General features: G+C 66.9%; 21 protein-coding genes and 1 pseudogene. 6 read left to right on the top strand and 16 right to left on the bottom strand.

What is annotated here, in order from left to right; all coding sequences use genetic code 11:
• Positions 1-17 precede the first annotated feature (17 nt).
• From ACKN61_RS07320 to ACKN61_RS07335, 4 genes and pseudogenes are all read left to right on the top strand, one after another.
• A pseudogene (locus tag ACKN61_RS07320) lies at positions 18-482 on the top strand (SET domain-containing protein); the annotation flags it as partial.
• 1,253 nt (positions 483-1,735) lie between these two features.
• Positions 1,736-2,521 carry a 3-hydroxybutyrate dehydrogenase gene (locus ACKN61_RS07325; RefSeq protein WP_408952923.1) on the top strand — a complete coding sequence of 262 codons (786 nt, stop codon included), beginning with the start codon at positions 1,736-1,738 and terminating at the stop codon, positions 2,519-2,521.
• A gap of 205 nt (positions 2,522-2,726) precedes the next feature.
• Positions 2,727-4,196: a DUF3734 domain-containing protein gene (locus ACKN61_RS07330; protein ID WP_408952924.1), complete on the top strand. Its 1,470-nt coding sequence runs from the start codon at positions 2,727-2,729 to the stop codon at positions 4,194-4,196.
• Positions 4,197-4,427: 231 nt separating this feature from the next.
• Positions 4,428-6,683 (top strand): DUF5916 domain-containing protein, encoded by a 2,256-nt coding sequence (locus tag ACKN61_RS07335; protein ID WP_408952925.1) that lies wholly within the window; start codon positions 4,428-4,430, stop codon positions 6,681-6,683.
• Here ACKN61_RS07335 and ACKN61_RS07340 read toward each other — a convergent pair whose 3' ends face one another.
• The 13 genes from ACKN61_RS07340 to ACKN61_RS07400 form a co-directional block, all read right to left on the bottom strand.
• Positions 6,684-6,947: a hypothetical protein gene (locus tag ACKN61_RS07340; RefSeq protein WP_408952926.1), complete on the bottom strand. Its 264-nt coding sequence runs from the start codon at positions 6,945-6,947 to the stop codon at positions 6,684-6,686.
• A 246-nt stretch (positions 6,948-7,193) separates the two neighbouring features.
• On the bottom strand, positions 7,194-9,299 hold the full coding sequence (locus ACKN61_RS07345; protein WP_408952927.1) for a TonB-dependent receptor family protein: 2,106 nt from the start codon (positions 9,297-9,299) through the stop codon (positions 7,194-7,196).
• Between the two features lie 841 nt (positions 9,300-10,140).
• Positions 10,141-11,115: a DMT family transporter gene (locus ACKN61_RS07350; RefSeq protein WP_408952928.1), complete on the bottom strand. Its 975-nt coding sequence runs from the start codon at positions 11,113-11,115 to the stop codon at positions 10,141-10,143.
• Positions 11,116-11,179: 64 nt separating this feature from the next.
• Positions 11,180-12,004, bottom strand: a complete 825-nt coding sequence (locus ACKN61_RS07355; protein WP_408952929.1) for an AraC family ligand binding domain-containing protein — start codon at positions 12,002-12,004, stop codon at positions 11,180-11,182.
• A 44-nt stretch (positions 12,005-12,048) separates the two neighbouring features.
• Positions 12,049-12,537 carry a putative toxin-antitoxin system toxin component, PIN family gene (locus tag ACKN61_RS07360; RefSeq protein WP_408952930.1) on the bottom strand — a complete coding sequence of 163 codons (489 nt, stop codon included), beginning with the start codon at positions 12,535-12,537 and terminating at the stop codon, positions 12,049-12,051.
• Positions 12,534-13,286 carry a hypothetical protein gene (locus tag ACKN61_RS07365; RefSeq protein ID WP_408952932.1) on the bottom strand — a complete coding sequence of 251 codons (753 nt, stop codon included), beginning with the start codon at positions 13,284-13,286 and terminating at the stop codon, positions 12,534-12,536. Before ACKN61_RS07365 ends, ACKN61_RS07360 begins: the two co-directional genes overlap by 4 nt.
• Positions 13,283-14,008: a hypothetical protein gene (locus ACKN61_RS07370; RefSeq protein WP_408952933.1), complete on the bottom strand. Its 726-nt coding sequence runs from the start codon at positions 14,006-14,008 to the stop codon at positions 13,283-13,285. The genes ACKN61_RS07365 and ACKN61_RS07370 overlap by 4 nt, the downstream gene beginning before the upstream one ends.
• 180 nt (positions 14,009-14,188) lie before the next feature.
• Positions 14,189-14,719 carry a hypothetical protein gene (locus ACKN61_RS07375; RefSeq protein ID WP_408952934.1) on the bottom strand — a complete coding sequence of 177 codons (531 nt, stop codon included), beginning with the start codon at positions 14,717-14,719 and terminating at the stop codon, positions 14,189-14,191.
• Between the two features lie 183 nt (positions 14,720-14,902).
• Positions 14,903-15,634 (bottom strand): tellurite resistance TerB family protein, encoded by a 732-nt coding sequence (locus ACKN61_RS07380; RefSeq protein WP_408952935.1) that lies wholly within the window; start codon positions 15,632-15,634, stop codon positions 14,903-14,905.
• A gap of 147 nt (positions 15,635-15,781) precedes the next feature.
• A complete protein-coding gene (locus ACKN61_RS07385; RefSeq protein ID WP_408952936.1) occupies positions 15,782-16,426 on the bottom strand; it encodes a LysE family translocator in 645 nt (214 codons plus the stop codon).
• 147 nt (positions 16,427-16,573) lie between these two features.
• Positions 16,574-17,971 (bottom strand): hypothetical protein, encoded by a 1,398-nt coding sequence (locus tag ACKN61_RS07390; protein WP_408952937.1) that lies wholly within the window; start codon positions 17,969-17,971, stop codon positions 16,574-16,576.
• Positions 17,972-18,160: 189 nt separating this feature from the next.
• A complete protein-coding gene (locus ACKN61_RS07395; protein WP_408952938.1) occupies positions 18,161-18,529 on the bottom strand; it encodes a hypothetical protein in 369 nt (122 codons plus the stop codon).
• Between the two features lie 82 nt (positions 18,530-18,611).
• Positions 18,612-19,316 (bottom strand): mechanosensitive ion channel family protein, encoded by a 705-nt coding sequence (locus ACKN61_RS07400; RefSeq protein WP_408952939.1) that lies wholly within the window; start codon positions 19,314-19,316, stop codon positions 18,612-18,614.
• On the opposite strand from ACKN61_RS07400, the gene ACKN61_RS07405 reads away from it, so the two are divergent.
• Positions 19,285-19,890 carry a hypothetical protein gene (locus tag ACKN61_RS07405; RefSeq protein WP_408952940.1) on the top strand — a complete coding sequence of 202 codons (606 nt, stop codon included), beginning with the start codon at positions 19,285-19,287 and terminating at the stop codon, positions 19,888-19,890. The two genes, ACKN61_RS07400 and ACKN61_RS07405, sit on opposite strands and share 32 nt — an antisense overlap.
• Here ACKN61_RS07405 and ACKN61_RS07410 read toward each other — a convergent pair.
• The 3 genes from ACKN61_RS07410 to fusA form a co-directional block, all read right to left on the bottom strand.
• Positions 19,871-20,302, bottom strand: a complete 432-nt coding sequence (locus ACKN61_RS07410; RefSeq protein WP_408952941.1) for a DUF4087 domain-containing protein — start codon at positions 20,300-20,302, stop codon at positions 19,871-19,873. The genes ACKN61_RS07405 and ACKN61_RS07410 overlap by 20 nt on opposite strands.
• Before the next feature lie 100 nt (positions 20,303-20,402).
• Positions 20,403-21,308 (bottom strand): hypothetical protein, encoded by a 906-nt coding sequence (locus ACKN61_RS07415; protein WP_408952942.1) that lies wholly within the window; start codon positions 21,306-21,308, stop codon positions 20,403-20,405.
• Between the two features lie 50 nt (positions 21,309-21,358).
• A complete protein-coding gene (gene fusA, locus ACKN61_RS07420) occupies positions 21,359-23,416 on the bottom strand; it encodes an elongation factor G (protein ID WP_408952943.1) in 2,058 nt (685 codons plus the stop codon).
• Between the two features lie 304 nt (positions 23,417-23,720).
• Here fusA and ACKN61_RS07425 point away from each other — a divergent pair, with 304 nt between their 5' ends.
• Positions 23,721-24,152: an OsmC family protein gene (locus ACKN61_RS07425; protein ID WP_057917301.1), complete on the top strand. Its 432-nt coding sequence runs from the start codon at positions 23,721-23,723 to the stop codon at positions 24,150-24,152.
• Positions 24,153-24,346: the final 194 nt, after the last annotated feature.

Genomic DNA, 24,346 nt, shown 5'->3' on the forward strand with positions numbered 1-24,346 from the left:
TCATTTTGGGATTCGCTATGCCGCGCAAGATCGCCGCCCGTCGTTCCGCCATTCACGGCAATGGTGTGTTCGCCATTGCCCCGATCGCCAAGGGCGAGCGGGTCGTCGAATACAAGGGCAGCCGCCGCACCCACGAAGAGGTCGATGCGGGCGAGACCGGCGACGCCGACTCCGGCCATACCTTCCTGTTCACGCTCAACGACGAGTACGTGATCGACGCCAACCACGAAGGCAATACCGCGCGCTGGATCAACCACAGCTGCTCGCCGAACTGCGAGGCGGTGCTGGAAGAGGACGATGGCGACGACCGCCGCCGCGACCGCGTCTTCATCGAGGCGGTCCGCGACATCGCCGCGGGCGAGGAGCTGTCCTACAACTACGGCATCACCCTGGCCGAGAAGCACACCAAGGAACTCAAGAAGATCTGGGAGTGCCGCTGCGGCTCGGCGAACTGCACCGGGACCATGCTGCAGCCGAAGAAGGACAAGAAGGCGAAGAAGGACAAGGACAAGAAGAAAGACAAGAAGAAAAAGAAAGACAAGAAGAAGGGCAAGAAGAAGGATTGAGGCGTTTCCGGCCCGGCGCAGCTCCGGGCCGATGGCGTGCACCGCGGGCGTCGAGGCGGTCCTCGGGTGCCCGTCGTGCAGTCCGAAGGCGGCATCTCGCCCCTGTAGGAGCGGCGTCCTACTGGACTTCCTTCGGTCATAAGCCGCGACCGCGGGACGCGCAGAAGCCACAACGCCGATGCCATTCATCGAAGCGGCGTGCTGGCGCGGGGTAGGAGCGGCGTCCCACAGAGATTCGTGCGCTTACAAGCCGCGACCGACGCCGACCGCGAAGCCCGGCGTAGTCGTCATTGCCGTTGCTGTTGCCGTAAAGAGCTTGGCGCAGTTTCGACTTTGCGAGAACAGCCGTAGACCCGGAGGGCGCCGCACAGGACGTGCGGCGTTTTCCGATAAGACAGGGACGTCTTATCGGAAAATCCCGGCGACAGCACCGCACTCGTGGCCTGTGCCCTTGCAAGGAGAGCCCTTTTCTTTGGTTACCTTTCTTTTGGGCTTAGCAAAAGAAAGTAACCCGGCCGCGTCAGCGGACGGAAGCTTTGCTCTTGCTCAGGCTTCTAAAGAAACTAGATCAAACGCCAAGAGCTTCCGCCACTAAAGCGGCGGGTTACTTTCTTTTGTCATAAGCAACAAAAGAAAGGTAACCAAAGAAAAATGCTTTTCTGTGAATCAAGGGCCCGCGCGAGCGGTGCATCCGCGGGGCTTTTTCATACGGGACATCCCTGTCCCGATGAAAAACGGCCCGCATCCATGCGGGCCGCCCTCCGGGTCTCCCTTGTTCTCGCGAGGTCGAATCGGCGCCAAGCTCTTTAAGCAACGGCAACGGCAACGGCAGCGCTGCTTCGGGGTAGGAGCGGCGCAAGCCGCGACCGCGCGGCATCGGCGCGCGACGCGACCGCCCTGCAATCCTGGGTGCGGTCCCTAGGCCGGACTCCCACGCAGCCCCCCGTCGTCCTGAGCAACGCTCGGCCGATATCTTCGTGCCATCCCGCCCGATCCTGCAAAGCCCCCAGGCGGGTACGAAGGTCCGATAGCCGCTTTATCGCCGCGACGGGACACTGCGGTGCGCCGGCCGCCACGCCGCGATAACCTGCGGCGGCGACAATGGTCGCCGGTTCGCGCATCGCGCGGCGCAACGCCCTTTTCCCTTCGCACCGTATCCAGGAGTCGCCATGAGTTCGATCCAAGGCAAGGTCGCCGTCGTCACCGGGGCCGCCAGCGGCATCGGCAAGGAAATCGCCCACGAGCTGGCCCGCGCCGGCGCCGCGATCGCGATCGCCGATCTCAACCAGGCCGGGGCCCAGGCCGTCGCCGACGAGATCGCCGGCAACGGCGGCCGCGCGATCGGCGTGGCCATGGACGTCACCGACGAGGTCGCGGTCAACGCCGGCATCGAACGCGTGGTCGCCGAACTCGGCGGCATCGACATCCTGGTGTCGAACGCCGGCATCCAGATCGTCAATCCGATCGAGAACTACGCCTTCGCCGACTGGAAGAAGATGCTCGCGATCCACCTCGACGGCGCTTTCCTGACCACCAAGGCGGCGCTGCCGCATATGTACAAGGACAACAAAGGCGGCACCGTGATCTACATGGGCTCGGTGCATTCGCACGAGGCCTCGCCGCTGAAGTCGGCCTACGTCACCGCCAAGCACGGCCTGCTGGGCCTGTCGCGGGTGCTGGCGAAGGAAGGCGCCAAACACGGCGTGCGCAGCCATGTGGTCTGCCCGGGCTTCGTGCGCACCCCGCTGGTCGACAAGCAGATCCCCGAGCAAGCCAAGGAGCTCGGCATCAGCGAGGACGAGGTGATCAAGAAAGTCATGCTCGGCAACACCGTCGACGGCGTGTTCACCACGGTCGAGGACGTCGCCCAGACCGTGCGTTTCCTCGCCGAATTCCCGAGCGCGGCGCTGACCGGGCAGAGCTTCGTGGTCAGCCATGGTTGGTATATGCAGTAACGGGCGTCTGCGAAAGCAGCGTGGATGGGCTTCATCGTTACAAGACGCTGAAGCTTCTGCGGCTTCCTCCCTTTGAGGAGGGGGCAGGAGGGCTGCCCTTGCCCCTTGCTGCTTCGCCGTGCAATCGGTCTTCACGGCGATAACGGCGCAAGCGAAGCACCATGGGCGCCTGACCGCCGCGAAAGTTTCCGAAGAGGCAACCGCAATGCCCAGCAGCAAGCGCTCCACCGCCCGCACCGTTTCCCGCGCTGCACGCGCGGCCGCGGAACCGCCGCAGCGCGAACCCGCACCGCGGACGCCGGCCAAGCGCGATCCCAAGCCGGCGACGCCGGCCAAGAAAGATCCACCGACGAAGACCCCGGCCCGCAAGGAGCCGCCCAAGCAACCCTCCAGGCGCAGCAGCGCCGCCGCACGCTCACCCGTCGCACGCGCGCCGGCCAAGCGCGTGCCGAAGCCGGCGACTCCGCCCAAGCGCGCGGCCAGCAAGCAAGCCGCCTCGCGCGCGGCCAAGGCCGCGGGCGAACGCATCCGCGCCGAAACCTCGGTGTTGCCGGAGAACATCGCCCTGGTATTGCAGGGCGGCGGCGCGCTCGGCGCCTATCAGGCCGGCGTCTATCAAGGCTTGTACGAAGCCGGCATCGCGCCGAACTGGATCGCCGGCATTTCGATCGGCGCCTTCAACACCGCGATCATCGCCGGCAACCCGCCGGACAAACGCATGGACGCGCTGCGCGAGTTCTGGGCGACGATCTCGCAACCGACCCTGTTGCCCTCGACCACCTTCGGCCAGGAAGCGCGGTTCACCGATCTCGATGCCGACACCCGCGCCTGGCTCGACACCTGGGAAGCCTGGCGCGCCATCGTCGAGGGCCAACACGGCTTCTACCGCCCGCGCGCCTGGTTCGGGCAGGACCCGTTCACCGCGCCGGGGCCGGCCGCGGCGAGCTGGTACGACACCTCGCCGATGATCGCCACGCTCGAACGCATGGTCGATTTCGACCGGCTCAACGACGGCGGCATCCGGGTCTCGGTCGGCGCGGTCAACGTGCGCACCGGCAACCTGGAGTATTTCGACAACACCCGGATGCGTCTGGACGCGCGCCACATCCTGGCCTCGGGCGCCTTGCCGCCGGCGTTCCCGGCCATCGAGATCGACGGTGAGTATTACTGGGACGGCGGCCTGGTCTCGAACACCCCGCTGTCGCACGTGCTGACCTCGTCGCCGCGCAGCGACACCCTGGTGTTCCAGGTCGACCTGTGGAACGCGCGCGGCGACCTGCCGCAGACCCTGCTCGACGTCGCCGAGCGGCAGAAGGAAATCCAATACTCCAGCCGCACGCGCCTGATCACCGACACCCAGCGGGTGTTCCAGCATTACCGGCGTCTGCTGCGCGAACTGCTCGAGGAGATTCCCGAGGACGTGCGCGCGACCAACCCCTGGGCCCAGCACGCCGCCGAGCTGGCCTGCGACCGCCGCTACAGCGTGATCCACCTGATCTACCGCGACCGCGCCCGTATCGGCCACTTCAAGGACTACCAGTTCGGCCGCGTGGCCATGCGCGAGCACTGGCTGTCGGGCCAGTCCGACATCGCCCGGGCCCTGGCCCATCCGGACTGGATGCAACTGCCGGCCGGCGAATCGGCTTTCGTCACCCACGACGCCACCGCGCCCTGAGCGGGGCGCGTCGGGGCGCGACCGGGCGCGCATTCAGCCCTGGCGAGCCGGCCACCGAACTCAAGGATGCGCGCCGGCGGCCAAGGGTTGCCATGACTTACGCCATGCGGTGAAAAGCCGCCGCACCGCTAGTCTGCGCGGCATCGCGACGCCGTTCGCCGCGATCCGTCATCGACGAGGGCCGGGGCAGGCGCTCGCGATGCGGTCAATCCGCATCACCGGGGCTGCTGTATGCGCACGAATCTGTTCACCTCCCTGCTCGCGGCCTCGGCCGCGATCGCCTCTCCCTGCGCCTACGGGTTGGAGATCGACGGCCGTATCGACCCGGAGGAATGGCGCGGCGCCCAGCGCATCGACGACTTCCGCCTGACCCAGCCGCTGTCGCGCGCGGCCGCCTCGCAGCCGACCGAGGCCTGGCTGCTGGCGACCCCGGACGGGCTCGCCGTGGCCTTTCGCAATCACCAGCCGGCCGGCGTGCCGCGCCTGCGCCAGCACACCCAGCGCGACGGCAACGCCACCGTCGACCGGGTCAACCTCTACGTGGACTTCGACGGCGACGGCCGTGCCGGCTACAACTTCACCGTGACCCTGGCCAACAGCATCGTCGACACCACCATCACCAGCGAAAACCAGTTCAACGACGACTGGGACGGCGACTGGCGCCACGCCACCGCCGAAGACGAGGGCGGCTGGTCGGCGGAGATGCTGATCCCCTGGCATATCGCGCCGATGCGCGATGTCGCTGGCGACACCCGCACGCTCGGCATCGAACTCGACCGGGTGATCGCCTCGACCGGAGAGCGCACCTCGTGGCCGGCGGTGCACTACACCGAAGCGCGCTTCCTGTCCGCGTTCAACCGCATCGAAGTGCCGGCCTACAGCCAGTCGCTGCTGGCGATCACACCGTACGTGGTCGGGGTGGGCGACGCGGTCGGCCACGACAGCGACTTCGACGCCGGCGCCGACCTGTTCTGGAAGCCCAGCGGCAAGTTCCAGCTCAGCGCGACGATCAACCCCGACTTCGGCCAGGTCGAGAGCGACGAGCTGACCGTCAACTTCAGCGCCACCGAATCCTTCTTCAGCGACAAACGCCCGTTCTTCACCGAGAACCAGGGTTTCTTCGAGTTGCCCTTCGGTTCCTACAACAGCAACAGCCGTTTGATCTACACCCGCCGCGTCGGCGGCAAGACCGATGACGGCCTCGGCTCGGGCGACGTCACCGCCGCGCTCAAGCTCAACGGCAGCGCCGGCGGTTTCAATTACGGCCTGTTCGCGGCCAACGAAGGCGACGAGGTCGGCCGCGACTTCTACGCCGTGCGCGCGACCCGCGACTTCGCCGCAGTCGGTCTCGGCGCGATGATCACGCGCGTGGACCGCCCGTTCCTGGACCGCCAGGCCGACGTTTACGAGTTCGACCAGCGCTGGACGCCGAACCCGCAGTGGGCGATCCGCGGCACGCTGGTGGCTTCCGACGTCGAGCAAGGCGGTCGTGCCCTGCGCGACAGCGGTGGCCAGATCCGGGTCGATTACGACATGGGCGGCGGCTGGCGCCAACAGCTGTACGGCCTGCATTTGGGCAAGGATCTGCAGCTCAACGACTTCGGCTATCTGGAACGCAACAACTTCAACTACCTGCGTTACGACCTGGGCCGCCGCGTTACCGACCTGCCGGCCGATTCGTCCTATGCATCGCACGACTGGCACTACGCCGCTTCGCGCCGCTACAGCGACGACGGCGTGCACATCGCCGACGCGTTCGCGATCACCCGGCGCGGCGAGCTGCGAAATGGCGGCAACGAGTTCGCCGAGGTCGCGCTGTGGACGGCCGGCCACGACGACCTGATCACCCGCGGCAATGGTGTGTTGCGGGTGCCGTCGCGTTTGTTCGTCAACTACGAGCGCCTGATGCCGCGGCAGGGCGACAGCCCATGGTCGCTGGCCATCGAGGCCGGCTACAGCGCCGACGGCCTGGGCGGCATCGACGAGGGCGAAACCAGCCTGTACTTGGAGCCGAACTATCAGTTCAACGACCGCCTGATCCTGTTCGCCGGCATCGAGTACAGCCACGCGCCCGACTGGCTGTTGTGGCGCGGCGGCAACCGCCTCGGCGCGTTCCGTGCCGATACCCTGGTGCTGGACGCGGGCCTGCAGTGGTTCATCGACGACAAGCAGGAACTGCGCGTGCGCCTGGAAACCATCGGCTTGGATGCACGCCTGAAGCAGGCCTATCGCGTCGATGCCGGCGGCCGCGCGCTCGCGGTCGACGAAGCGATCCCGGATTTCCGCGTGCGCAACCTGGGCTTCCAGATCCGTTACCGCTACGAACTGGCGCCGCTGTCCTATCTCTACATCGCCTACGTGCGCGGCGGCGAGATGTTCGAGGAAGGGCGCATGGACCGCGGCGTCGGCCGCGAATTCCGCGATGCCTTCGACTTGCGCGACAGCGAGCAGTTGCTGGTCAAGCTGTCGTATCGGTTCGAGATCTGATTAAGCAGGTCGTTCGTCTTTGTCCGAGGGACGGTCGTCGAAGGCTTCTAGCTCATGTTTCTGTTTGATCCATGAGCGCACCTTGGCGACCGTTCTATTGCGGTGCTCGACCCAAAGAAGCTCGGCGCCATCGCCTAGTTGTTCGTATACGGGCAGGAGGCTGAGGAGTCCCTCGAATACCCAGCGCCCGGTCTGTCCGGTGTCGGGGTCGCTGAACTCGGTACAACCGGCGCGCCCCAGGGCGACTGCTTTGTCGTAGGCCATTTCGCGATCGGGCGCCTGGATCAGGACAGTGTTTTCCCAAGCCAGGCAACGCGTGTTCCCGGCCGGAGAGGGGTCATGGTCCCATGCGGCCCGCTCGACTTAGGTCGCGATCCACCAACCGTGTGGGGAGAGATTGCGGTAGGGGATCTTCTGTTCCATGGCGCTCGTTGTCTGCTGGCCGCGCCAGCATGATCCTGGTCGCGCGTGGTTCGTTCGCGACAAGGTAATGCCAGCAGATTCGTTGCGCTAGTTCGATCGCCATTCCAGGCCCAGGTAGACCGAGCGGCCGTCGCCGGGCAGGAAGTTGCGGCCGTCCTGGCCGCGCGCATCGGCGATCACGTTGCTGCTGGCGATCCATTTGCGGTCGCCGAGGTTGCGGGCGTCGGCGAACCACGACCAGTCCTTGGTGAACTTGCCGCCGATGCGCAGCCCGGCGATGGAGTAGCCCGGCGCCTTGAAGCTGTTGGCGTGGTCGATGTAGTAGCCCTGCGGCGTCCACTCGAGGTTCGGGGCGAGATAGAAGTACTCGCCCGGCGACCAGCGCAGTTCGGCGCGCAGCTGCTGCGGAGGTATCCCGGCGAGGTGGTTATCGCCGTAGATACGGTCTCGGTCGAAGCGGAAGTCGTTGTAGAGATAGTTCGCCGACAAGGTCCAGTGCTCGGCCGGGTGCCAACCCAGTCCGAGTTCGATGCCCTGGTGAATGGTGCGGTCGGCGTTGACGGTGCCGAGCGGATTGCCGCTGCCGTCGCTGAGCGAGAGCAGCTCGCCGTCGATGCGGGCGCGGTACAAGGCGACATCGAGCGACAGCCTGTCGCGATCCAGGCGCAGGCCGATTTCGCCGCCGGTCGCGCGTTGGCGGTCGACCTGGGTCACCCCAGGGCCGCCGCTGAGCTCGCCGAAACTCGGCGGCTCCAGGCTGCGGCTTATGTTGGCGTAAAGCTGGGCATGCGCATCGAGCAGATAGCGCAGGCCGAGCTTGGGGCTGATACCGGAATAGTCGCGGGAGAAACTCTCGTCGCGGCCGCCGGTGATGAAACGGTCCTGCGAGCGGCGCTGCGAACGCAGCGCCTGAGCGCCGACGGCCAGCACCCAGCTCGGCGCGAGCCAAGTCTGGTTCTCGGCATAGAGCTTGCCGTTGCGCGCGCGCTGACCGAAGCGATTGCTGCGCGCGCCGGCCTGGCCGGCGATGTTGAGGAAACGATCGTCCTCGATGTCGCCTTGGGCGAAGGCGGCGCCGGCGATCAGCACGTTGCGGCGGCCGAACCATTGCGACTCGCCGCGCCAACGTAGGTCGATACCGGTGTCGCGGCTTTCCTGGCGCAGCACCTGGAAGATCGGGTGGTCGAGCGATTTGTCGGCGTAGTAGAGCGAAAGCGTCAGCGTGCCGGTGTCGGACGCGGCCCAGGCGAGTTTGGCGGCGATGCGGTCGAGGCGGTAATCGCGGCGCTGGTTCAAGGCGAGATTGCCCGGCGCGGCGAGGGTGGGGTCGCGTCGCGATTCGGCCAGGCTCAGATTGCCCGGCAAGGCCGAGCGCGTGTCGACGTGGGTGAGGTAAACGCGGCCGTCGAGGGTGTCGCTGAAGCGGAAACCGGCGTTGCCGAACACGCGATAGTTTTCCTGCTCGGCATGATCGCGGAAGCCGTCCTGACGCAGACCGCTCAGGCTCAGATAGCCGTCGCCACGGCCGGACACACCGGCGAGTGCGACCTGGCCGCGACGATAGCCGAAGTCGCCGGCTTCGACGCGCAGGCTGATGGGGGCGGCGTCGTACCCAGTCGGCGAAACGAAGTTGATCGCGCCGCCGAGCGTGGCGGCACCGAACTCGAGTGCATTGGCGCCGCGATAGACCTCGATATAGTGCGACGACAAGGGCTCGACCGCCTGGAAGTCGAAACCGCCATCGGCGAGGTTGAGCGGGCTGCCGTCCTGCAACAGCTCCAAACCGCGGCCGTGGAAGGTGCGTTGCAGGCCCGAGCCGCGGATCGACAACCGCGCTTCTTCGGCGCCGAAACGCGGTTGCACGAACACACCGGCGGCGTAACCCAGCGCATCGGTCAGGGTGCTGACACGGCCGCCGCGATAAGACTCGCCGTCGACCAGCCCGGTCGCACCGGCGCGCTCGTCGAGACGCTCGCGCGCCCGCTCGATGTCGTCGACGGCAAGCGGCTGCCCCCTCAGGCCGAACACCCGCACCGAGTCGAGGGTCTTGGCCGACGACCGATGATCGGCCGAGGCCGAACCTCCGATGGCAGGTGTTTCCGTCGACTGTGCGTATGCGCGATGCGAGTGGAGAGCGAAGGTGAGAATCGTGGCCAGCGCGAGCAGGGAGGGGCGAAATGTGACGGCGCGCATGGCGGGGTCCGGGGTGGGAGCCGGCAAGCGTAGTCAGGCGGTTGTCGGGGTGGATGCGGCATAACGCCGCAGTGGGGTGCTCTTGGTTTGAGGGTAGGAGCAGTGCGAGCCGCGACCGCGTCGGTTCGATGGCCGACGTCGGTTACGGGGGCGAACGATAGGTAGCCGTGTTGCCGTTGTTGCCCCTGCCTTTGCTGTGGCTTTTGCCGTTGCTGTGCGTCGCTTTGCACTAGCGAAGGCAACAGAAGACCCGGAGGGCGGCGCGCAAGGATGCGCGCCGTTTTTCATCGGGACAGGGATGTCCCGTATGAAAAATCCCTGCGGAAGCATCGCTCGTGCGGGCCTGTGATTCAAAGCAAAAGCATTTTTCTTTGGTTACTTTCTTTTGTTGCTTTAGACAAAAGAAAGTTACCCGCCGCTTTAGTGGCGGAAGCTTTTATCGTTTGGTCTTGCTTCCATTAAAGCCACAGGCAAGTGCGAAGTACCCCTGTAGGAGCGACGTAAGTTGCGACCACGCTCTGCCGGCCTCCGGCACAACCCTTCAAGAAAGAGCAGAGCTTCCGTCCGCTACGCGGTCGGGTTACTTTCTTTTGCTAAGCCCAAAAGAAATGTAACCAAAGAAAAGGGCTCTCCTTGCAAGGGCACAGGCCACGAGTGCGATGCCCGCGCCGGGATTTTCCGATAAGACGTCCCTGTCTTATCGGAAAACGCCGCACGTCCTGTGCGGCGCCCTCCGGGTCTCCACCTGACCGGCAAAGCAGCAAAGCAGATCAAAATCTCGGCAACGGCAACGGCAACGGCAACGGCAACGGCAACGGCAGATGCGCCGGGACCATTTCCCTCAATGCGCCGAACAACTCTCCGCATTCGCCAAAGGCACCGGCTTCACCCGCAATGCCCAGATCACCCCCGCGATCAGCAAGGCGATGCCGATCAAGGTCAAGGGTTCCGGCATCCGGCCGCGCAGGATGAAGGCGTAACTCAGGGCGGCGATTGTCTCGAATACGATCAACTGGCCGGCCAGGGCGGTCGGCAGACGCTGGCTGGCTTCGTTCCAGCACAGGGTGCCGACCCAGGAGGCGAACAGGCCGATCGCCACCATCAGGCCGATGAAGAAGCCCGGGCGCGGGCCGAATGGCATGGGGAAATCGTGGCCGGTCGCGCTCATGAAGGTCCACAGCGCTATGTAGCCGAGCAAGGCCAGCGGCAGGACCGCCAAGCCTTGCGCGGTCGCCCAGGTGCGCGGGCTGCGGCCGGGGTGGTCGCGCAGCCAGTCGGCATTGCGCAGCGGGTACCAGGTCCAGCACGCGACCGCGCCGATGGCGAGCACGGCGCCGATGGCGTAGCGGCGCACGTCGGCGTCGGCATCCGCGCGCAAGGCCTGCAGTTCGACTTGGTTGACGCAGGCGATGCCGGCCGCGATCAGCGCCAGTGAAGGCAGCAGGCGCAGCCAGGGCAGGCGCCCGTCGCGGCGGGCGTTGCGCAGGTTCGCGCAGACCGCGATCACCACCGGCAAGGTGCCGATGATCATGGTCGGCAAGGGGCCGCCGGCGCGCTGGATGGCGCTGGCGAGGAACAGGTAATAGAGCAGGTTGCCGATCGCCGACAGCTTCAGCGCTTCGATCCAGTCGGCGCGGGTCAGCTGGCGCAAGGCGGCGCGGTCGAGCCAGGCGAGCGGCAAGGCGATCAGGCCGAAGGCGAGGTAGCGCCCGACCGACTGCAGCGCCGCCGGGTATTCCGGCAGCAATAGTGGGCCGACGAAGACCAGGCCCCAGATCAGGCCGGCCGCGAGCGCATAGAGGGTTCCTAGCCACATGCGATCAGCTTGGGCGAACCCGGCGGCGCGGTCTTGTATCAGATTGCTTTCGGCGCGGCTGCGCTCAGCGGCGGACTTGTTTCTGGTAACGCGCCGGGGTGATGCCGTAGCGGCGCGAGAACGCCCGGGTCAGATGGGCCTGATCGGTCAACCCGGTGTCGGCGGCGATGCTTGCGAGCGCAGCGCCGTCGGCGAGCAGGCGCTTGGCCTCGTACAGGCGCAGCGCCATCAGCATCTGCTGCGGGGTGACGTGGTACTGGGCGCGAAAACGGCGCAGGAAGTGGAAGGGGCTGAGGCCGGCGACCGCGGCCAGTTCTTCCAGGGTGACGCGTTCGGCCAGATGCGCGCGCAGGTACTCGACGACCGGGCCGAAGCGCGAAGCCGCTTCTTCGCGCAGATGCCGCGGCATGCGGGCGTGATCGCGGAACTCCATCAGCAGGGCGTACAACTGGCTGTCGAACGCAAGCGGCTCGCGTGCGTTCCACAAGGCATCCAGGCGCGCGGTGATGCGGCGGGCGCGTTCGGGGTCGTGGCGCACGGCGTCCTCGAACCACCAGCCGGCCTCGCCGGTGATGTCTTCGACCACGTCGGGGTCGACATAGACCATGCGATAACGCCAGCCGCCTTCGGTCTCGGCGCGGCCGGTGTGCAGCACGTCGGGATTCATCAGCACCAACGAATCCGGCGGGGCGAGGTGGTCGCTGCCGCGATAACGGAAACGTTCGACGCCCGATTCGATCGCGCCCAGACCGAAGGCCTCGTGGGTGTGCGGCTCGAAGGCGTGGCGGACGATGTGCGCGCGGTACAGCTCGACGCCGGCGCGATGCGAAGGCTGCCGGAATTCGGCGGCATCGTGGGCGTGGACGAACTGGGCAGGGACGCCTTGCATGGGCCGAGTATCGCACGGCCTCCGCGCACGATCCGCAGCGCCGTTCAGGCCCCGGGCGCGGTCTCGCGCAGGGTCTGCAGCGCGGCCCAGGCGCGCGGCGTCAACACTTCGAACAGGCCGTCGCGCGCGGTGCGGCGGCCGAGCACCAGCAGGGCGTGATCGCGGCTGAGCAGCCAGCGCGCGTCGGCGGCCAGGGCGAGTTCGAGGAACTTCTGGTCGTCGGGATCGGCGCAGCGGGGCAGGGAGCGCGCCGGAACGCCGTCGTGTCGGTGCAGACGCAGCAACTCGTCGTAGTCGCGCAGGCAATCGGCGCGTGCACTGTCGTCGAGGGCGAGCTTGGGATAGGTCAGCACGCGCTGCCATTCTTCGCGGCAGGCCGTATCGGTGACGGCCTCGATGCGGCCCGTGCGCAACGCCGCGAGCAATGAGGCAGTCAGCGGGTCCTTGAAGGCGAACATGTCCAGGCAGACGTTGCTGTCGAGGACGATGCGCGGGACGCCGGTGTTCTTGCCGCACTGCGAAGCGCGATTCAAAGATCGTCCTCGCCCGGGAACGACACCCGCAGTTCGCCGACCGACAGCAGTTCGCCCTGTTGCGGATAGCGTTTGTCGTCGCTGGAGAATTCGTTGTCGCCGGAGGGGTAGGCATCCTCCGCGGTGGACGCTTGCGCATTGCGGTCCAGACGCGCATGCCGGATCACCGGGCCGCCGTCCTTGGCGGCGAGACGGCCGCCGTTCCAGTCGGTAATCGCGCCGCCGTAGTCCCAGTCCAGGCCGCTGAACCGGATCGGCTTGCCGTTGAGGCGGACCAGCTCGGCCAAGCGCATGCCCATGCGCACGCCGTTGTCGAGGCGCCAACGCGAGTCGGGCTCGCGCACCACCACGTTGGACAGGCCGCGCAGTTGTTGCGAGTCCTGGAAATACAGATAGGCGCGCAGCGCCGAACTCTTGGGGTAGAGGATCACCCCGCGGAACTCCTCGCCTTCCGCGCCCGGCAGATGATCGGAGATCTCCACCTGGTCCGCGCCGAACAAGGCGCGCAACTGGGCCGGCCCGGTGTCGGGGGCGAGGGCGCCGGGCAGGACGTGGTCGAGCTTGGCCGGCGGCGCTGTGTCCTGGCCTTTTTCGGTCGCGGGCGTGTTCGTTTGTGGCGTTGCTGCCGGCCGCGACACCTGCGCGACCGGCTCGGCGGCAGGCGCGGGCGGCGTGCGTTCGCAAGCGCCGAGCAAGGCGACGGTGGCGATCGCGACGAAGGTCCGGCTCGCCACCGCGCGCGGGTTCATTGCCTGACCTCGCGGATGTCGGCGCTGCCGATCCGCCATGCGCGTTGTTCGTCGCTGGCGCCGTCGACGACGCTGCGGCGCAGGGTGTAGGCGCCCACGTATTTGCGCTGGCTGCCGTCGCGTTGAGTGGCGGTGATCGCGATCGGCACTTCGACATAGCGCTGGCCGGCGCCGGCATCGACCCGGCCCGGTGCCAGCACTTCCACCGACACGCCGGTGGTCTCGGCGAAACCGTTGGCGAACTGCTGGGCGTTCTGTCCGCTGGCGTTGCCGCCGTCCGACCACAGTGCGTGAGCGCGGGCGAAATTGCCGCCATTGATCGCGGCGTAGTAATCGCGCACGACGGCGACGGCGTCTTCCGGGGTGGGTTCGGCGGCGAGCGGCGGGGTGTCGGTCTCGGTGCCGGACTCGGGCGGCGGCAAAGTGCCGTCGATGCCGGCCGCGGGCGTGCCGGCGTCGCTGCCGGGAATCGGATCGCCGTTCTCGTCGAACAAGGGGCCGGCCGTGCTGCCTTCGACCGGCGCGCCGACCTGGCCGGGCCCGGGCGCCGAGGGCATGCCGGTGACGCCGGCCGCGCCTGCGCCGGCAGGCGCCGGCAGCGCCTGGGGATCGGCGCCGGCGGCGGTGCCGTCCGCGGGGCGGTCCTTGCCGTCGCAGGCGGCGAGCAGGGCGGACATCGCGAGTGCGAGGGCCGGGACGGCGAGGAAACGATTCGGGCGCATGACGGGGTCCGTAGAGGCATAGACCGCGCGCCGCTCGTTCGAGGGCGCGTCGATGGCCCAGTGTATAAGCCCCTCCTCGATTGCGGCGAGATGCCGGAAGTCGGGCACAGCGCAGGCTCAGCTCGCTGGACGCGCGCTGACCGGGGTGGGCGTTGAGTGCGCCAGCGTGGCGCGCGCGGCTTACTGCAGCTTCACCGACAGCGACGTGGCGGTCAGTTCCCAGCTGCGGTCGACCGGGCTGCGCCGCATGCGATACCAGCCGGTGTAGCGCCGCGACTCGCCGTCGGCGACGTCGACCCGCAGTTCGACCGGGATCTCCAGCGATTCCGGTACCGCTTCCTGGTCGAGTGGTTTCGGCGTGTCGTTCTCGATCCGCATCGAGGTGAATTGCTTGATCGAACGCAGGTCGGCTTCTTCGTTGCCGCGCGGCATGCGTTGATAGGCCCAATGCTTGTCGGCCGCTTCGCGTTTGCCGCTGCTGAGTTGCTGCAGGTACAGATGCAGCTTGTTGACCGCTTCGTTCATTGCATCCAGGCGCTGCTGGCTCAGTGCGTCGGCGCGTTTGGCGGCATCGGCGCGGGCGCGCGCGGCGGCATCGTCGGCGACCGGCGCCGTCGCCGCATCGGCAACGGGCGCATCGGTCTCGGCCTGGCGTTGGCAGGAGCAGCCGACGAAGGTCAGCGCTAACAAGGCGGGAATCAGCAAACGCATCGGCGACGGTCCGGTCGATAGGGAAGCGCCGCGCAGTAGGGCGGCGCAGCGATCCTAACGGTTGCCATCGGCGATGAGGGCGCCGCGCCGACCGGCGGCAGCGCCGGCGGTGCGGACGCGTCGTCGCCGCGTCCGCTTGTGACCGAGTTCCGCTCCGGGCGGCGGCCGGGAGCGCTTGGGTGCTTAGGTTTGTGCGTCGCGCAACTGCTGTTCGAGCCGGCTCTTGAGCGCGTCGTCGATCTTGAGCTGGCGCGCCAGTTCGTCGAGATAGGCGCGTTCCATATAGCTCTGTTCATCGGCGGCGAGCAGGCTGGCCAGGTACATCTCCGCGGCGATCTCCGGGGTGGTCGCGGCACGCGCCACTTCGGCCGGGTCCAGCGGTTTTTCCAGTTCGTCGTGCAGCCAGCGGCGCAGTTCCGGGTCGCCGTCGATGCGGGTGAATTCGCCTTCGATGGCCTCGCGTTCGCGCGCATCGATATGGCCGTCGGCCTTGGATGCGGCGACCAGCGCCTGCAGGATGGCCTGGCTGTGTTGCTCGGCCTGCGGCGGCGGCAGGCGGTCGACGGTCTGCGGCTCCACGGCGCCGGCATCCTGCTGCCGCTTGTATTCGCCATAGGCCTTGTAGGCCAGCACGCCGACCGCGGCGACGCCGCCGTACAACGCGATCTTGCCCGCGCTCTTGCGCAGCTTGCGGTGGCCGAGCAGCAGGCCGAGTGCGCCGCCGGCGAGCGCGCCCTTGCCGAAGTCGGCGTTGAGCAGGCCGCGTTTCTCTTCCGTTTGCTTGTCTCGTGCGTGCTTGTCCTGATAGGGCACCGGCGGTTTGCCGCCGCCGAGCAGGCCTTCGAGTCCGCCGGCCCCGCCGAGGCTGCTTTGTGCGGTCTTCAGCAATTGGTCGAGAAAACCCTGTGTCTTCATGCGCGGCGCTCCTGCAATCGAGGTCGTGAATCTCCGACCTGTGGGCGCGGGACCGCCGCTTCAAGACGAAGCGCGGCCTGCGCCGGCGGCGCCGTACATCCGCGGTTGGGTCCTCGCCGAAACGCCCGGGCGTGCGGGCGCTGCGCCTCAGCTGCGCTGCTGCACCGCCAGGCGCAGGCCCAGGGCGATGAATACGCTGCCGGTCAGGCGTTCTTTCCAGCGCCCGCCGCCGGAGAAGCGCCGGCCGATGCGGCGGCCGAAATGGCCGAAGGCGACGCTCAGCAACACGCTGTGCGACAGGCCGATCAGCGACAGCAAGGCGCCGAGCACCAGGAACTGCAGCCAGACCATGCCGCGCTCGGGGTGGACGAATTGCGGCAGGAAGGCGAGGAAAAACAGCGCGACCTTCGGATTGAGCACGCCGGTCATCACCGAGCGCAGATAGACGTGGCGCGCCGAGCTTGCTGCTGCCTGCGGCGCGTCCTCGGTCGCGGCCGGCGCAGGCGAGGGGCTGCGCCAGGCCTTGATGCCGAGCCAGATCAGATAGGCGGCGCCGGCATATTTGATCGCCTCGAAGGCCAGCGCCGAGGTCGCGAGCAACGCCGACAGGCCGAGGCCGGCGGCGAGCGCATGGATCAGGGTGGCGGTTTCGAGCCCGAACGCCGCCTGCACGCCGCGCGAGGTTCCGCCGGCGGCGCTCTGGGCGATGATCCAGGCCGTGCCCGGTCCGGGAATCAGGACCAGCACCGCAGCGGCGGCGAGGTAGGCGGCGAGCGTGGCGAAGTCGAACATGGCGGGTAGGCCGAGATGGATGGTTGCATGAAGTCTGCGCCGGCAGGCGCAATCCGCCAAGTCTCGTCAGGAGCTGCCCGCTCTCGAAAGTCTTGCGGCGACCTGTTCGGTCGCAGCAAGACCGTTTGCGAGGGTAGATCGACAGACTTACATGCTCAATCTATACAAACTGCCGGGGAAGTCGGTCAGAGCGACATTCACCTGATGGGTGTTGGTGCCGACGGTAATCCATTGGCCGCTGTTGAAGTCGTAGCGATCGACCTTCACCCACCACTTACTCAGCGTAATCATCGAACTGGCGTTCGCATATGGATTGTGTTTGGCCACGAACAGCATCGCCTCATTCGCTGCGTTGGTTCCGTATTGGCCGACCAGAACATCGTCGTTGGAGACGCCGCCGATCATGGGCCCATTATTCACGCCCAAAAACTGCGAAACGAAGCCCTGATAGGTATGTTGGCCGAGCTGTTGTTGGGCCAGTCGCGCGAACGAATTCAGGTCCGATTGCTCGGCCGCCAACTGGTTGGGAACGTTGTTGCGGTTGAGCAGGCCGATGTTGTTGTCGAAATCGTGGCTGACGAAATTCGCGGTACCCCGTCCACCGAACACATAAAACCAGCTCGCCAACCAGCGCAGCTGATTGAAGTTGGCGTGCAGCGGCTGGGTCGGCCCTGCCGGCGACTTAGCCATGTAGTTTTGCGAGTACGCCACCGGAACCTGGCCGCGCAGGCGTGCGGCGTGGGAGATGATTGCCATGTTCTCCGACAACACCAAGTCGCGTGCCGCGGGGCAGGCGTTCAGATACTCGTTGAAGGGATACAAATTGAAGGTCAGATAGTCCGGGTCGACGTTGTCGGCGATATCGTTCACGTAAGCCGAATAACGCGACACCATCGCATTGACCTTGGTGCGGTCGGTGATCTGCCCGGCAGCACAGTCCACGCCGTATTGGTCCGGTGTCATGGCATCGCCATGACCCGTGCCAGCGAAGGATGCGTCGTTGCCATAAATCGGGATCAGGTTGATGAAGACCTTCATTTGCGCCAACACCGGATTGGCGCGCACGCATTGTGCGAGCTCCTTGATCCGGCCCAAGTCGGGAATCGGGGGTTCGTCGCGGAACTGCAGGCCGGCGAAGGCATCGCCATACTTCGCTTTGAATGCCACCAGCGGAGCGATCCTTCCGGCGGTATAGGCCTCGCAGGTGCGGTAACCGCCGTTGCCGGGGTTGGAATCCCACCATTGCCAGCCTTCGTAGGTGTAGAAGCTCAAACCACGGTCCTTGATGACTTTGGCGATCAGGTCCAGTTCGGCCACGCTTTCGGTCGGCGGCAACAGAAAACGGGTCACTCCGCGGTCGGCGAGTGCGTTGATGGTCCTCTTGGCTTCCAACTCGTTGGTCAGATAACAACTGGCTGTAACCACCGGGCGGCAGCTTTCGTCCGACATGAATACGAAGCTGCCGCTTTGGATTTCGTCAGCGACGGCCGTATGCGATGCGATGGCCGTGATCAGGCCTAGAAGGGCCATGCTGATCTTTCTCATTTGATGCTCCTGATTGATTCATTCCATAAGGTGCCAGCACCGCAGCTGCATGGTGGCCGGCCGTGGGTCGGCCGGTGCCAATGTTTGCAGATTTCAGTCGCCCAGCGCGATACCGTTGCGCCTGTCGCGGGCGGCGCGATCGAGTGGGGCTAATGTTCAACGAAGCACGTCTTTTGGATCGACCAGCAGTTACGTTTCGCCGCGCAGTTTCTCGATCGCGGCGACGAAGGCGTCGGTGCCGGGCCATTGGCTGATCCGGCCGAGCTTCTTGGCGCCTCGGAACACGAAGAACGCCGGAATGCCGTGCAGGCCGAAATGGGTGCCCATGCTCGGGTCTTCGTAGACGTTGTCGTGCATCCATTCGACATCGGGCCAGACGAAGCGCTCAGGCGTGAGCAGGATCTGGCCCTTGGCGATATCGCAGTTCGGGCAGTCCTTGCCCCACAGGAACAGGATGCGCAGGTGGCCGTCGTCGGGCAGGGCCTCGGCCAATCCCTTCTCGCGGATCGGCCGCATCGGGAACTGCCAGAAGAAGCGCGGGTGGGAGCCGTCGTTCATGCCCGCATCCTACTCCTGCCGGGGCGTCGGCCAAGCGCAGCGGCGACGAACGGATCGGTCGCCGGACCGGCTTGCGTCCGCCTTACTGCGCCACCAGCGCGATGCCGTTCTTGCGGAAGGACTGCAGCACCGCGTCGTAGATGTCGGAGGCGACGTTGTGCTGGCCGTTCTCGGGGTCGTTGATCCAGAAGTGGCCGTCAAGCTGGATGCCCTTGTCGTTGACGCCGGTGACGTACATATGCGGCGGCGGTTGCTGCAGGACGCGGTCCTGCGCCTTCATCGCTTCCAGGAACAGTGCGCGGGCGGCGTGGGTGTCGGTGTCGCCCTTGACCAGCACGCCGCAGACCAGGCGCAGATTGCGGTCGGACCAGGACTGATTGACGATCACGTTGCTGGTCAGGCTGTCGTTGGGCACGATCGCCTCGACGCCGTCGCGAGTGCGGATCATGGTGTAGCGCACGGTCATGCGGGTGACGCGGCCGATGATGTTGTTGGTGGCGATGTTGTCGCCCACCCGCACCGACTGCTCGAACAGCACGATCAGGCCGCTGATGTAACTGGCCGCGAGCCGTTGCAGGCCGAGCCCCAGGCCGATGCCGAGGGCGCCGCTGAACGCGGCCAGGGCGGTGAGGTTGATGCCGCTGATCGAGAAGATCAGCGCCAGCGCGGCGATCCACATCAGCACGCTGAAGATGCGCGACAGGGCAAGGACGAAATTCGGCTGCAGGGTGCGGTTGCGCCGCAGCAGGTTGCCGATGGCCTTGTCGCCCCACAGCGCGACGATCACGATCACCACGCCGGCGGTGAGGCCGTCGAGGATGTGGCGGCACGCTCCATTGCGTCGAGAAGAACTGGCCGATCAGCGGGTTGCGCGTGCCGAAGATCTGCAGCACCACGTAGATCCACAGCAGCACCGTAACCACGCGCAGCATGAAGCGCAGGGTCGCGGTCGGGCGGAACAGCAGCTCGACGATCGCGCCGAGCAGGCGGATGAGGCACAGCAGCGCGATCAAGGTGCCGCCGAGATCGATCAGCGGGTTGTCGAACAGGTCGCCGAACAGGCCGAACAACGACAGCAAGGTCAGCGACAGCACCGGCGTGGCGAGGTAGTCGAGCAGGGTCAGCCAGGCGAAGCGATGCTTGAGTCGCGGCCGGATCCGGCGGACGATCAGCGCCGATGCGAGCACGCTGCCCACGACCACGAACAAGGTCGCGAGCAGGTCGGTGGGATTGGAGACGACCGTCAACGCATCGGAGACGATCTTGGTCAGCTCCGGATCGGTTTCCAGCGACGGCGGAGCGGGGGTGGTCGGGGCTGCGGTCATGGGCGGGGAGCGCGGCTCAGTCCTTGGGTTCCTTGAGCTTCGGGTCGCGTCGGCACTGCGCGAGCGGCTTGCTCTGCGCCGAGGCGATCCGCAGCACCGTCATGGTCTTGCGGTCCACCTTGACCTTCATGCAGGCGCAACCATGGCCGTAGCTGCTGCCGTTGGTGACGACCCAATCCTTGTCGGCGAACTCGGGCCAGTCGCCGTCGGCCTGGTGGCCGCCTTGCAGCGCCACCGTCCAACTGCCGTCGCGATCGTCGAGCCAGGCATTGGCCGGGGTCGGGTTGATGAACCAGCCGCAGCGGTTCTGCAGGGCCGTGCGCGACGATGCCTTGGTCCCGGCGGCCGCGGCGAACGCGGGCAGCAAGGCGAGGGCGACGAGCAGGCAGGCCAGCGCCGCGGCAGGGCCCGGCGTGCTGCGGCGATCGGATGGCGAGGTCGTGGGCATCGTGGCGCTCCTTGATTCCGATGGTAACGAGGCGGCGCGGCGCTTGTGAGCGCCGCCGCAGCGGGGCGGACGGGACTGCGCCCGCTGCGATTGTCCGGCCTCAGGGCGTGACGTCGGCGGGAAAGACGCGGCCGAATTCGAGCAGGCGCGCCTGCGGATGCGCGCCCAGCCAGTCGTCGAGCACGCCGCGCAGCCAGGCTTCGTCGGTCGCGGCGATGCCGAGCTGGAAGTGGGTGTGCGGGATGGGCTCGGCGCTGTCGTCGTGGTCGTGATCGCCCTCGGCACAGGCCTTGCACAGATAACGCACGCTGTGGGTCCAGTCCTCGACCTGGCCCTTGCTTTCGCCCTGGCCCTCGCGCACCCGCTCGACCAGTGCCGCCAAGGTTTCCGGCGCCGGGGTTTCGATCAGCGCCTCGTAGGTGGCGTAAGCCGAGGCCTGCCACAGCCCAAGGGCGTTGAACACCGGGTACTCGCGCCCTTCGACCTTGCGCGTGCCCTGCATGGCGCCGTCGTGCAGGACGATGTCGGCGTAGCGATGGCCGCTGCCAGGCAGCGGCACGTTGAGGATGCGCGCGCGCGCCGGGTCGATGCGTTCGGCCCAGACCGCCTCGCCGCTATCGTCCAGATCCACCCGCAGCACCATCGCGCCCAGTCCGGCTTCGATCGGGCCCTCGCCCTCGGGCAGGCCCACGCCGTACTTGCGCCAGGCCTCGCGGGTGCTGCTCCAATCGCTCAAGGCGGTCGCGGCGATGCCCAGGTTCCAGCAAGCGCCGGCATGGTCGCCCTGGCGTTCCAGCGCGGCGCGATTGGCCTGCAGGGATTCGGCCCACTCGCCGCGGTACTTGTGCGCCAGGCCGATGTTGAACCACGGTGCGGCCCAGCTCGGATCGGCCTGGGCCGCGCGTCGGTACCAGTGGAGCTCGCGCTCGCCGCCGCGATGGACGAGCCGTTGCGCGTAGCGGTTGAGGATCTCGGAACGCTCGCGGTCGCTGCGGTGTTTGGGCATGTTCGCGGTTCGGGACGATAGACCGCGAACGTTAGCAGCCCGGACCCCGCTCAGTCCTCTTCGTGCTTGGGCTTGTAGGCCTCCATGAGTTTTTGCTGGACGCTGCCGGGCACCGGCTCGTAGTGGCTGAAGTCGAGCGAGTAGCGGCCGCGTCCGGCGGTCACCGACTTGAGCTCGGCGGCGTAGCCTTCCAGTTCCGACAAGGGCACCTGCGCGCGCACGACGATCTCGCCGCCGCGCAGGCTGTCGGTGCCGTTGATGCGCGCGCGCTTGCTGGCCAGGCCGCCGCTGATGTCGCCCATGTGCTGCTCGGGTGCGTTGACCTCCAGGTCGACGATCGGTTCCAGCACCTGCGGGCGGGCCTTGGTGATCGCATCGAGAAAGGCTTTCTTGCCGGCGGCGACGAAGGCCACCTCCTTGCTGTCGACGGTGTGGTACTTGCCGTCGTAGACGATCACCCGCACGTCCTGGATCGGATACCCGGCCAACGCGCCGTCGTGCAACACCTGGCGCACGCCTTTCTCGACCGCCGGCAGGAACTGGCCGGGGATGGTGCCGCCCTTGACCTCATCGACGAACTCGAAGCCGCCGCCGCGCGGCAGCGGCTCCACGCGCAGGAACACCTCGCCGAACTGGCCGGCGCCGCCGGTCTGTTTCTTGTGGCGATGGTGGCCCTCGGCCTTGCCGCTGACGGTTTCGCGATAGGCGATGCGCGGCGGCCGCGCCGTCACCTCGACCCCGTATTTGTCCTTGAGCCGGTCGATGTTGATGCGCAGGTGCAGGTCGGACAGGCCGCGGATCACGGTCTCGTTGGTCTCGGCCTCGTGCTCGACCTGGAAGCAGGGGTCTTCCTCGGACAGCTTGTGCAGGGCGGTGGCGAGTTTCTGCTCCTGGCCCTTGCTCGCCGCTTCGACCGCGAGGCCGAACATCGGCCGCGGGAAATTCAGCGGCGCGAGGTGGATCTGGTCTTCGTCGTGGCTGTCGTGCAGGACCGCATCGAAATGCAGGTCGTCGACCTTGGCGACGCCGGCGATGTCGCCGGGGATCGCCTGGTCGACTTCGACGTGCTCCTTGCCCTTGAGCTTGAACAAATGCCCGACCTTGAACGGTTTCTTGCCGTCGTCGACGAACAACTGGGTGTCCTTGCGCACCGTGCCCTGGTAGACGCGGAACACGCCGAGCTTGCCGACGAAGGGGTCGTTGACGATCTTGAACACGTCGGCGATCACGTGCGCGTCCGGATCGGGCGCGGCGACGATGGGCTGGGCGTCTTCGCCGACGCCTTTGACGAACGGCGGCGGGTTGGCTTCGCCAGGGTGCGGGAACAGGCGTTCGGCGACGTCGAGCAGTTCCTTGATGCCGACGCCGCTGCGCGCCGAGCAGAACAGCACCGGCACCAGATGGCCTTCGCGCAGGCATTGCTCGAAGGCGTCGTGCAACTCGTCGCCCGACAGGCCGCCTTCGCCGAGGTCGAGGTAGTGCTCCATCACCGTTTCGTTGACCTCGACCACCTGGTCGATGATCTTCTGGTGCCAGTCGGCGACCGCGCCGAGGTCGCTGCCGCCGCCGTCGTTGCCGGGTGTGGCGAAACAATCGACGACCGCCTTGCCGCCCTCGGCGGGCAGATTGAGCGGCAGGCATTCGGGGCCGAAGCTTTCTCGGATCGCTTCCAGCACGCCGGCCGGGTCGGCGCCCTCATGGTCGATCTTGTTGACCACCAGCACGCGGCAGAGCCGGCGCGCCTTGGCGTGCTCCATCATTCGACGGGTGCCGTATTCGACGCCGCTGTCGGCATCGACCACCACCACGACGGTCTCGACCGCGGCCAGCGCCGACAGCGTCGGGCCGCGGAAATCCGGATAGCCGGGGGTGTCGATCAGGTTGACGTGGATGCCTGCGTGATCGGTGCTGGCGATGGCGGCGTCGAGCGAGTGGCCGCGTTGTTTCTCGATGGGGTCGAAATCCGAAACCGTGGTGCCGCGTTCGATGCTGCCTGCCGTCTGGACTGCGCCGCCGGCCTGCAGCAGGGCTTCGAAGAGCGTGGTTTTGCCGGCGCCGGGGTGGCCTGCCAAGGCCACGTTGCGAATGGATGCTGTGCTGTAGGACATGAGCGGACTTCTCCCTGAGGCTAGGGTGGGAAGGCCGTCATGGCTGTCCGCGCTGCGCGCCCGAGCGTGGCGCTCGGCGGGCGGTCATGGCGGGTTACTGCCGGCGGGGGCCGGAACCACAGACTCCCGCAGGCGCGAGGGTGGGTCAAGCCCGACGACGGCCGCGAAGCGCCCACCGCGTCGCGATTGCACGTGCTGCGCTGCGGAAGGAGTCCGCAGCGCCTGCGTTTTCGTGGCCTGCCGCAATACGGAACTAACATCGCCGCGGTTAGGCTGTGCCTCCCTTACTCGCTGGAGTCGCACCATGGGTATCTCGCGCCACGCCACCGCTCACTGGGAAGGCGATCTGAAAAGCGGCCAGGGCCGCCTGAGCACGCCGCAGAGCGGATTGCTCGCCGACACCCGCTACGGTTTCAACAGCCGCTTCGGCGACGAGAAAGGCACCAACCCCGAAGAGCTGATCGCCGCCGCCCACGCCGGCTGCTTCACCATGGCGCTGTCGGCCAAGCTGACCGAAGCCGGGCATCCGCCGGCCAAGCTCGACACCCGCGCCGAAGTCGACCTGTCGATGGAAGGCGGGCCGACCCTGTCGCAGATCCGCCTCAAGCTCACCGCCGAAGTGCCCGGCATCGATGCCGCCAAGTTCCAGGCGATCGCCGAGGACGCCAAGGCCAATTGCCCGGTGTCGAAGGCCCTCAGCGCGGTGCCGATGAGCCTGGAAGCCAAGTTGGTCTGATTCAAGTTGGTCCGAGCCAAGTTGGTCTGAGCCGGGCTGGCCTGAGCCGGGCGGCCGTTCCCGCATCGAGCGGGAGCGGCGCTGGGCCTGCGTTGCCCGGCGGCGCCGAGTCCGGCGTCGCGCCGCTTCGGCGTGACCGCCAGTAACCTGTCTTTGCACCGACCCTTCTCCCACGCCGTGGGCGAGGGGTAGTC

The organism is Lysobacter sp. Hz25, from assembly GCF_046097045.1.
In the GTDB taxonomy this organism is placed as follows: Bacteria; Pseudomonadota; Gammaproteobacteria; order Xanthomonadales; family Xanthomonadaceae; genus Lysobacter; species Lysobacter antibioticus_B.

Bases quoted from the DNA above. Each gene is read 5' to 3' on its own strand.
- ACKN61_RS07425 (WP_057917301.1), top strand. From the start codon at position 23,721: ATGGGTATCTCGCGCCACGCCACCGCTCACTGGGAAGGCGATCTGAAA.
- ACKN61_RS07380 (WP_408952935.1), bottom strand. From the start codon at position 15,634: ATGAAGACACAGGGTTTTCTCGACCAATTGCTGAAGACCGCACAAAGC.
- ACKN61_RS07340 (WP_408952926.1), bottom strand. From the start codon at position 6,947: ATGGCCTACGACAAAGCAGTCGCCCTGGGGCGCGCCGGTTGTACCGAG.
- ACKN61_RS07365 (WP_408952932.1), bottom strand. From the start codon at position 13,286: ATGAACCCGCGCGCGGTGGCGAGCCGGACCTTCGTCGCGATCGCCACC.
- ACKN61_RS07395 (WP_408952938.1), bottom strand. From the start codon at position 18,529: ATGAACGACGGCTCCCACCCGCGCTTCTTCTGGCAGTTCCCGATGCGG.
- ACKN61_RS07375 (WP_408952934.1), bottom strand. From the start codon at position 14,719: ATGCGTTTGCTGATTCCCGCCTTGTTAGCGCTGACCTTCGTCGGCTGC.
- ACKN61_RS07355 (WP_408952929.1), bottom strand. From the start codon at position 12,004: ATGCAAGGCGTCCCTGCCCAGTTCGTCCACGCCCACGATGCCGCCGAA.
- ACKN61_RS07330 (WP_408952924.1), top strand. From the start codon at position 2,727: ATGCCCAGCAGCAAGCGCTCCACCGCCCGCACCGTTTCCCGCGCTGCA.
- ACKN61_RS07325 (WP_408952923.1), top strand. From the start codon at position 1,736: ATGAGTTCGATCCAAGGCAAGGTCGCCGTCGTCACCGGGGCCGCCAGC.
- fusA (WP_408952943.1), bottom strand. From the start codon at position 23,416: ATGTCCTACAGCACAGCATCCATTCGCAACGTGGCCTTGGCAGGCCAC.
- ACKN61_RS07405 (WP_408952940.1), top strand. From the start codon at position 19,285: ATGGCCTTGTCGCCCCACAGCGCGACGATCACGATCACCACGCCGGCG.
- ACKN61_RS07345 (WP_408952927.1), bottom strand. From the start codon at position 9,299: ATGCGCGCCGTCACATTTCGCCCCTCCCTGCTCGCGCTGGCCACGATT.
- ACKN61_RS07350 (WP_408952928.1), bottom strand. From the start codon at position 11,115: ATGTGGCTAGGAACCCTCTATGCGCTCGCGGCCGGCCTGATCTGGGGC.
- ACKN61_RS07390 (WP_408952937.1), bottom strand. From the start codon at position 17,971: ATGAGAAAGATCAGCATGGCCCTTCTAGGCCTGATCACGGCCATCGCA.
- ACKN61_RS07370 (WP_408952933.1), bottom strand. From the start codon at position 14,008: ATGCGCCCGAATCGTTTCCTCGCCGTCCCGGCCCTCGCACTCGCGATG.
- ACKN61_RS07415 (WP_408952942.1), bottom strand. From the start codon at position 21,308: ATGCCCAAACACCGCAGCGACCGCGAGCGTTCCGAGATCCTCAACCGC.
- ACKN61_RS07335 (WP_408952925.1), top strand. From the start codon at position 4,428: ATGCGCACGAATCTGTTCACCTCCCTGCTCGCGGCCTCGGCCGCGATC.
- ACKN61_RS07385 (WP_408952936.1), bottom strand. From the start codon at position 16,426: ATGTTCGACTTCGCCACGCTCGCCGCCTACCTCGCCGCCGCTGCGGTG.
- ACKN61_RS07410 (WP_408952941.1), bottom strand. From the start codon at position 20,302: ATGCCCACGACCTCGCCATCCGATCGCCGCAGCACGCCGGGCCCTGCC.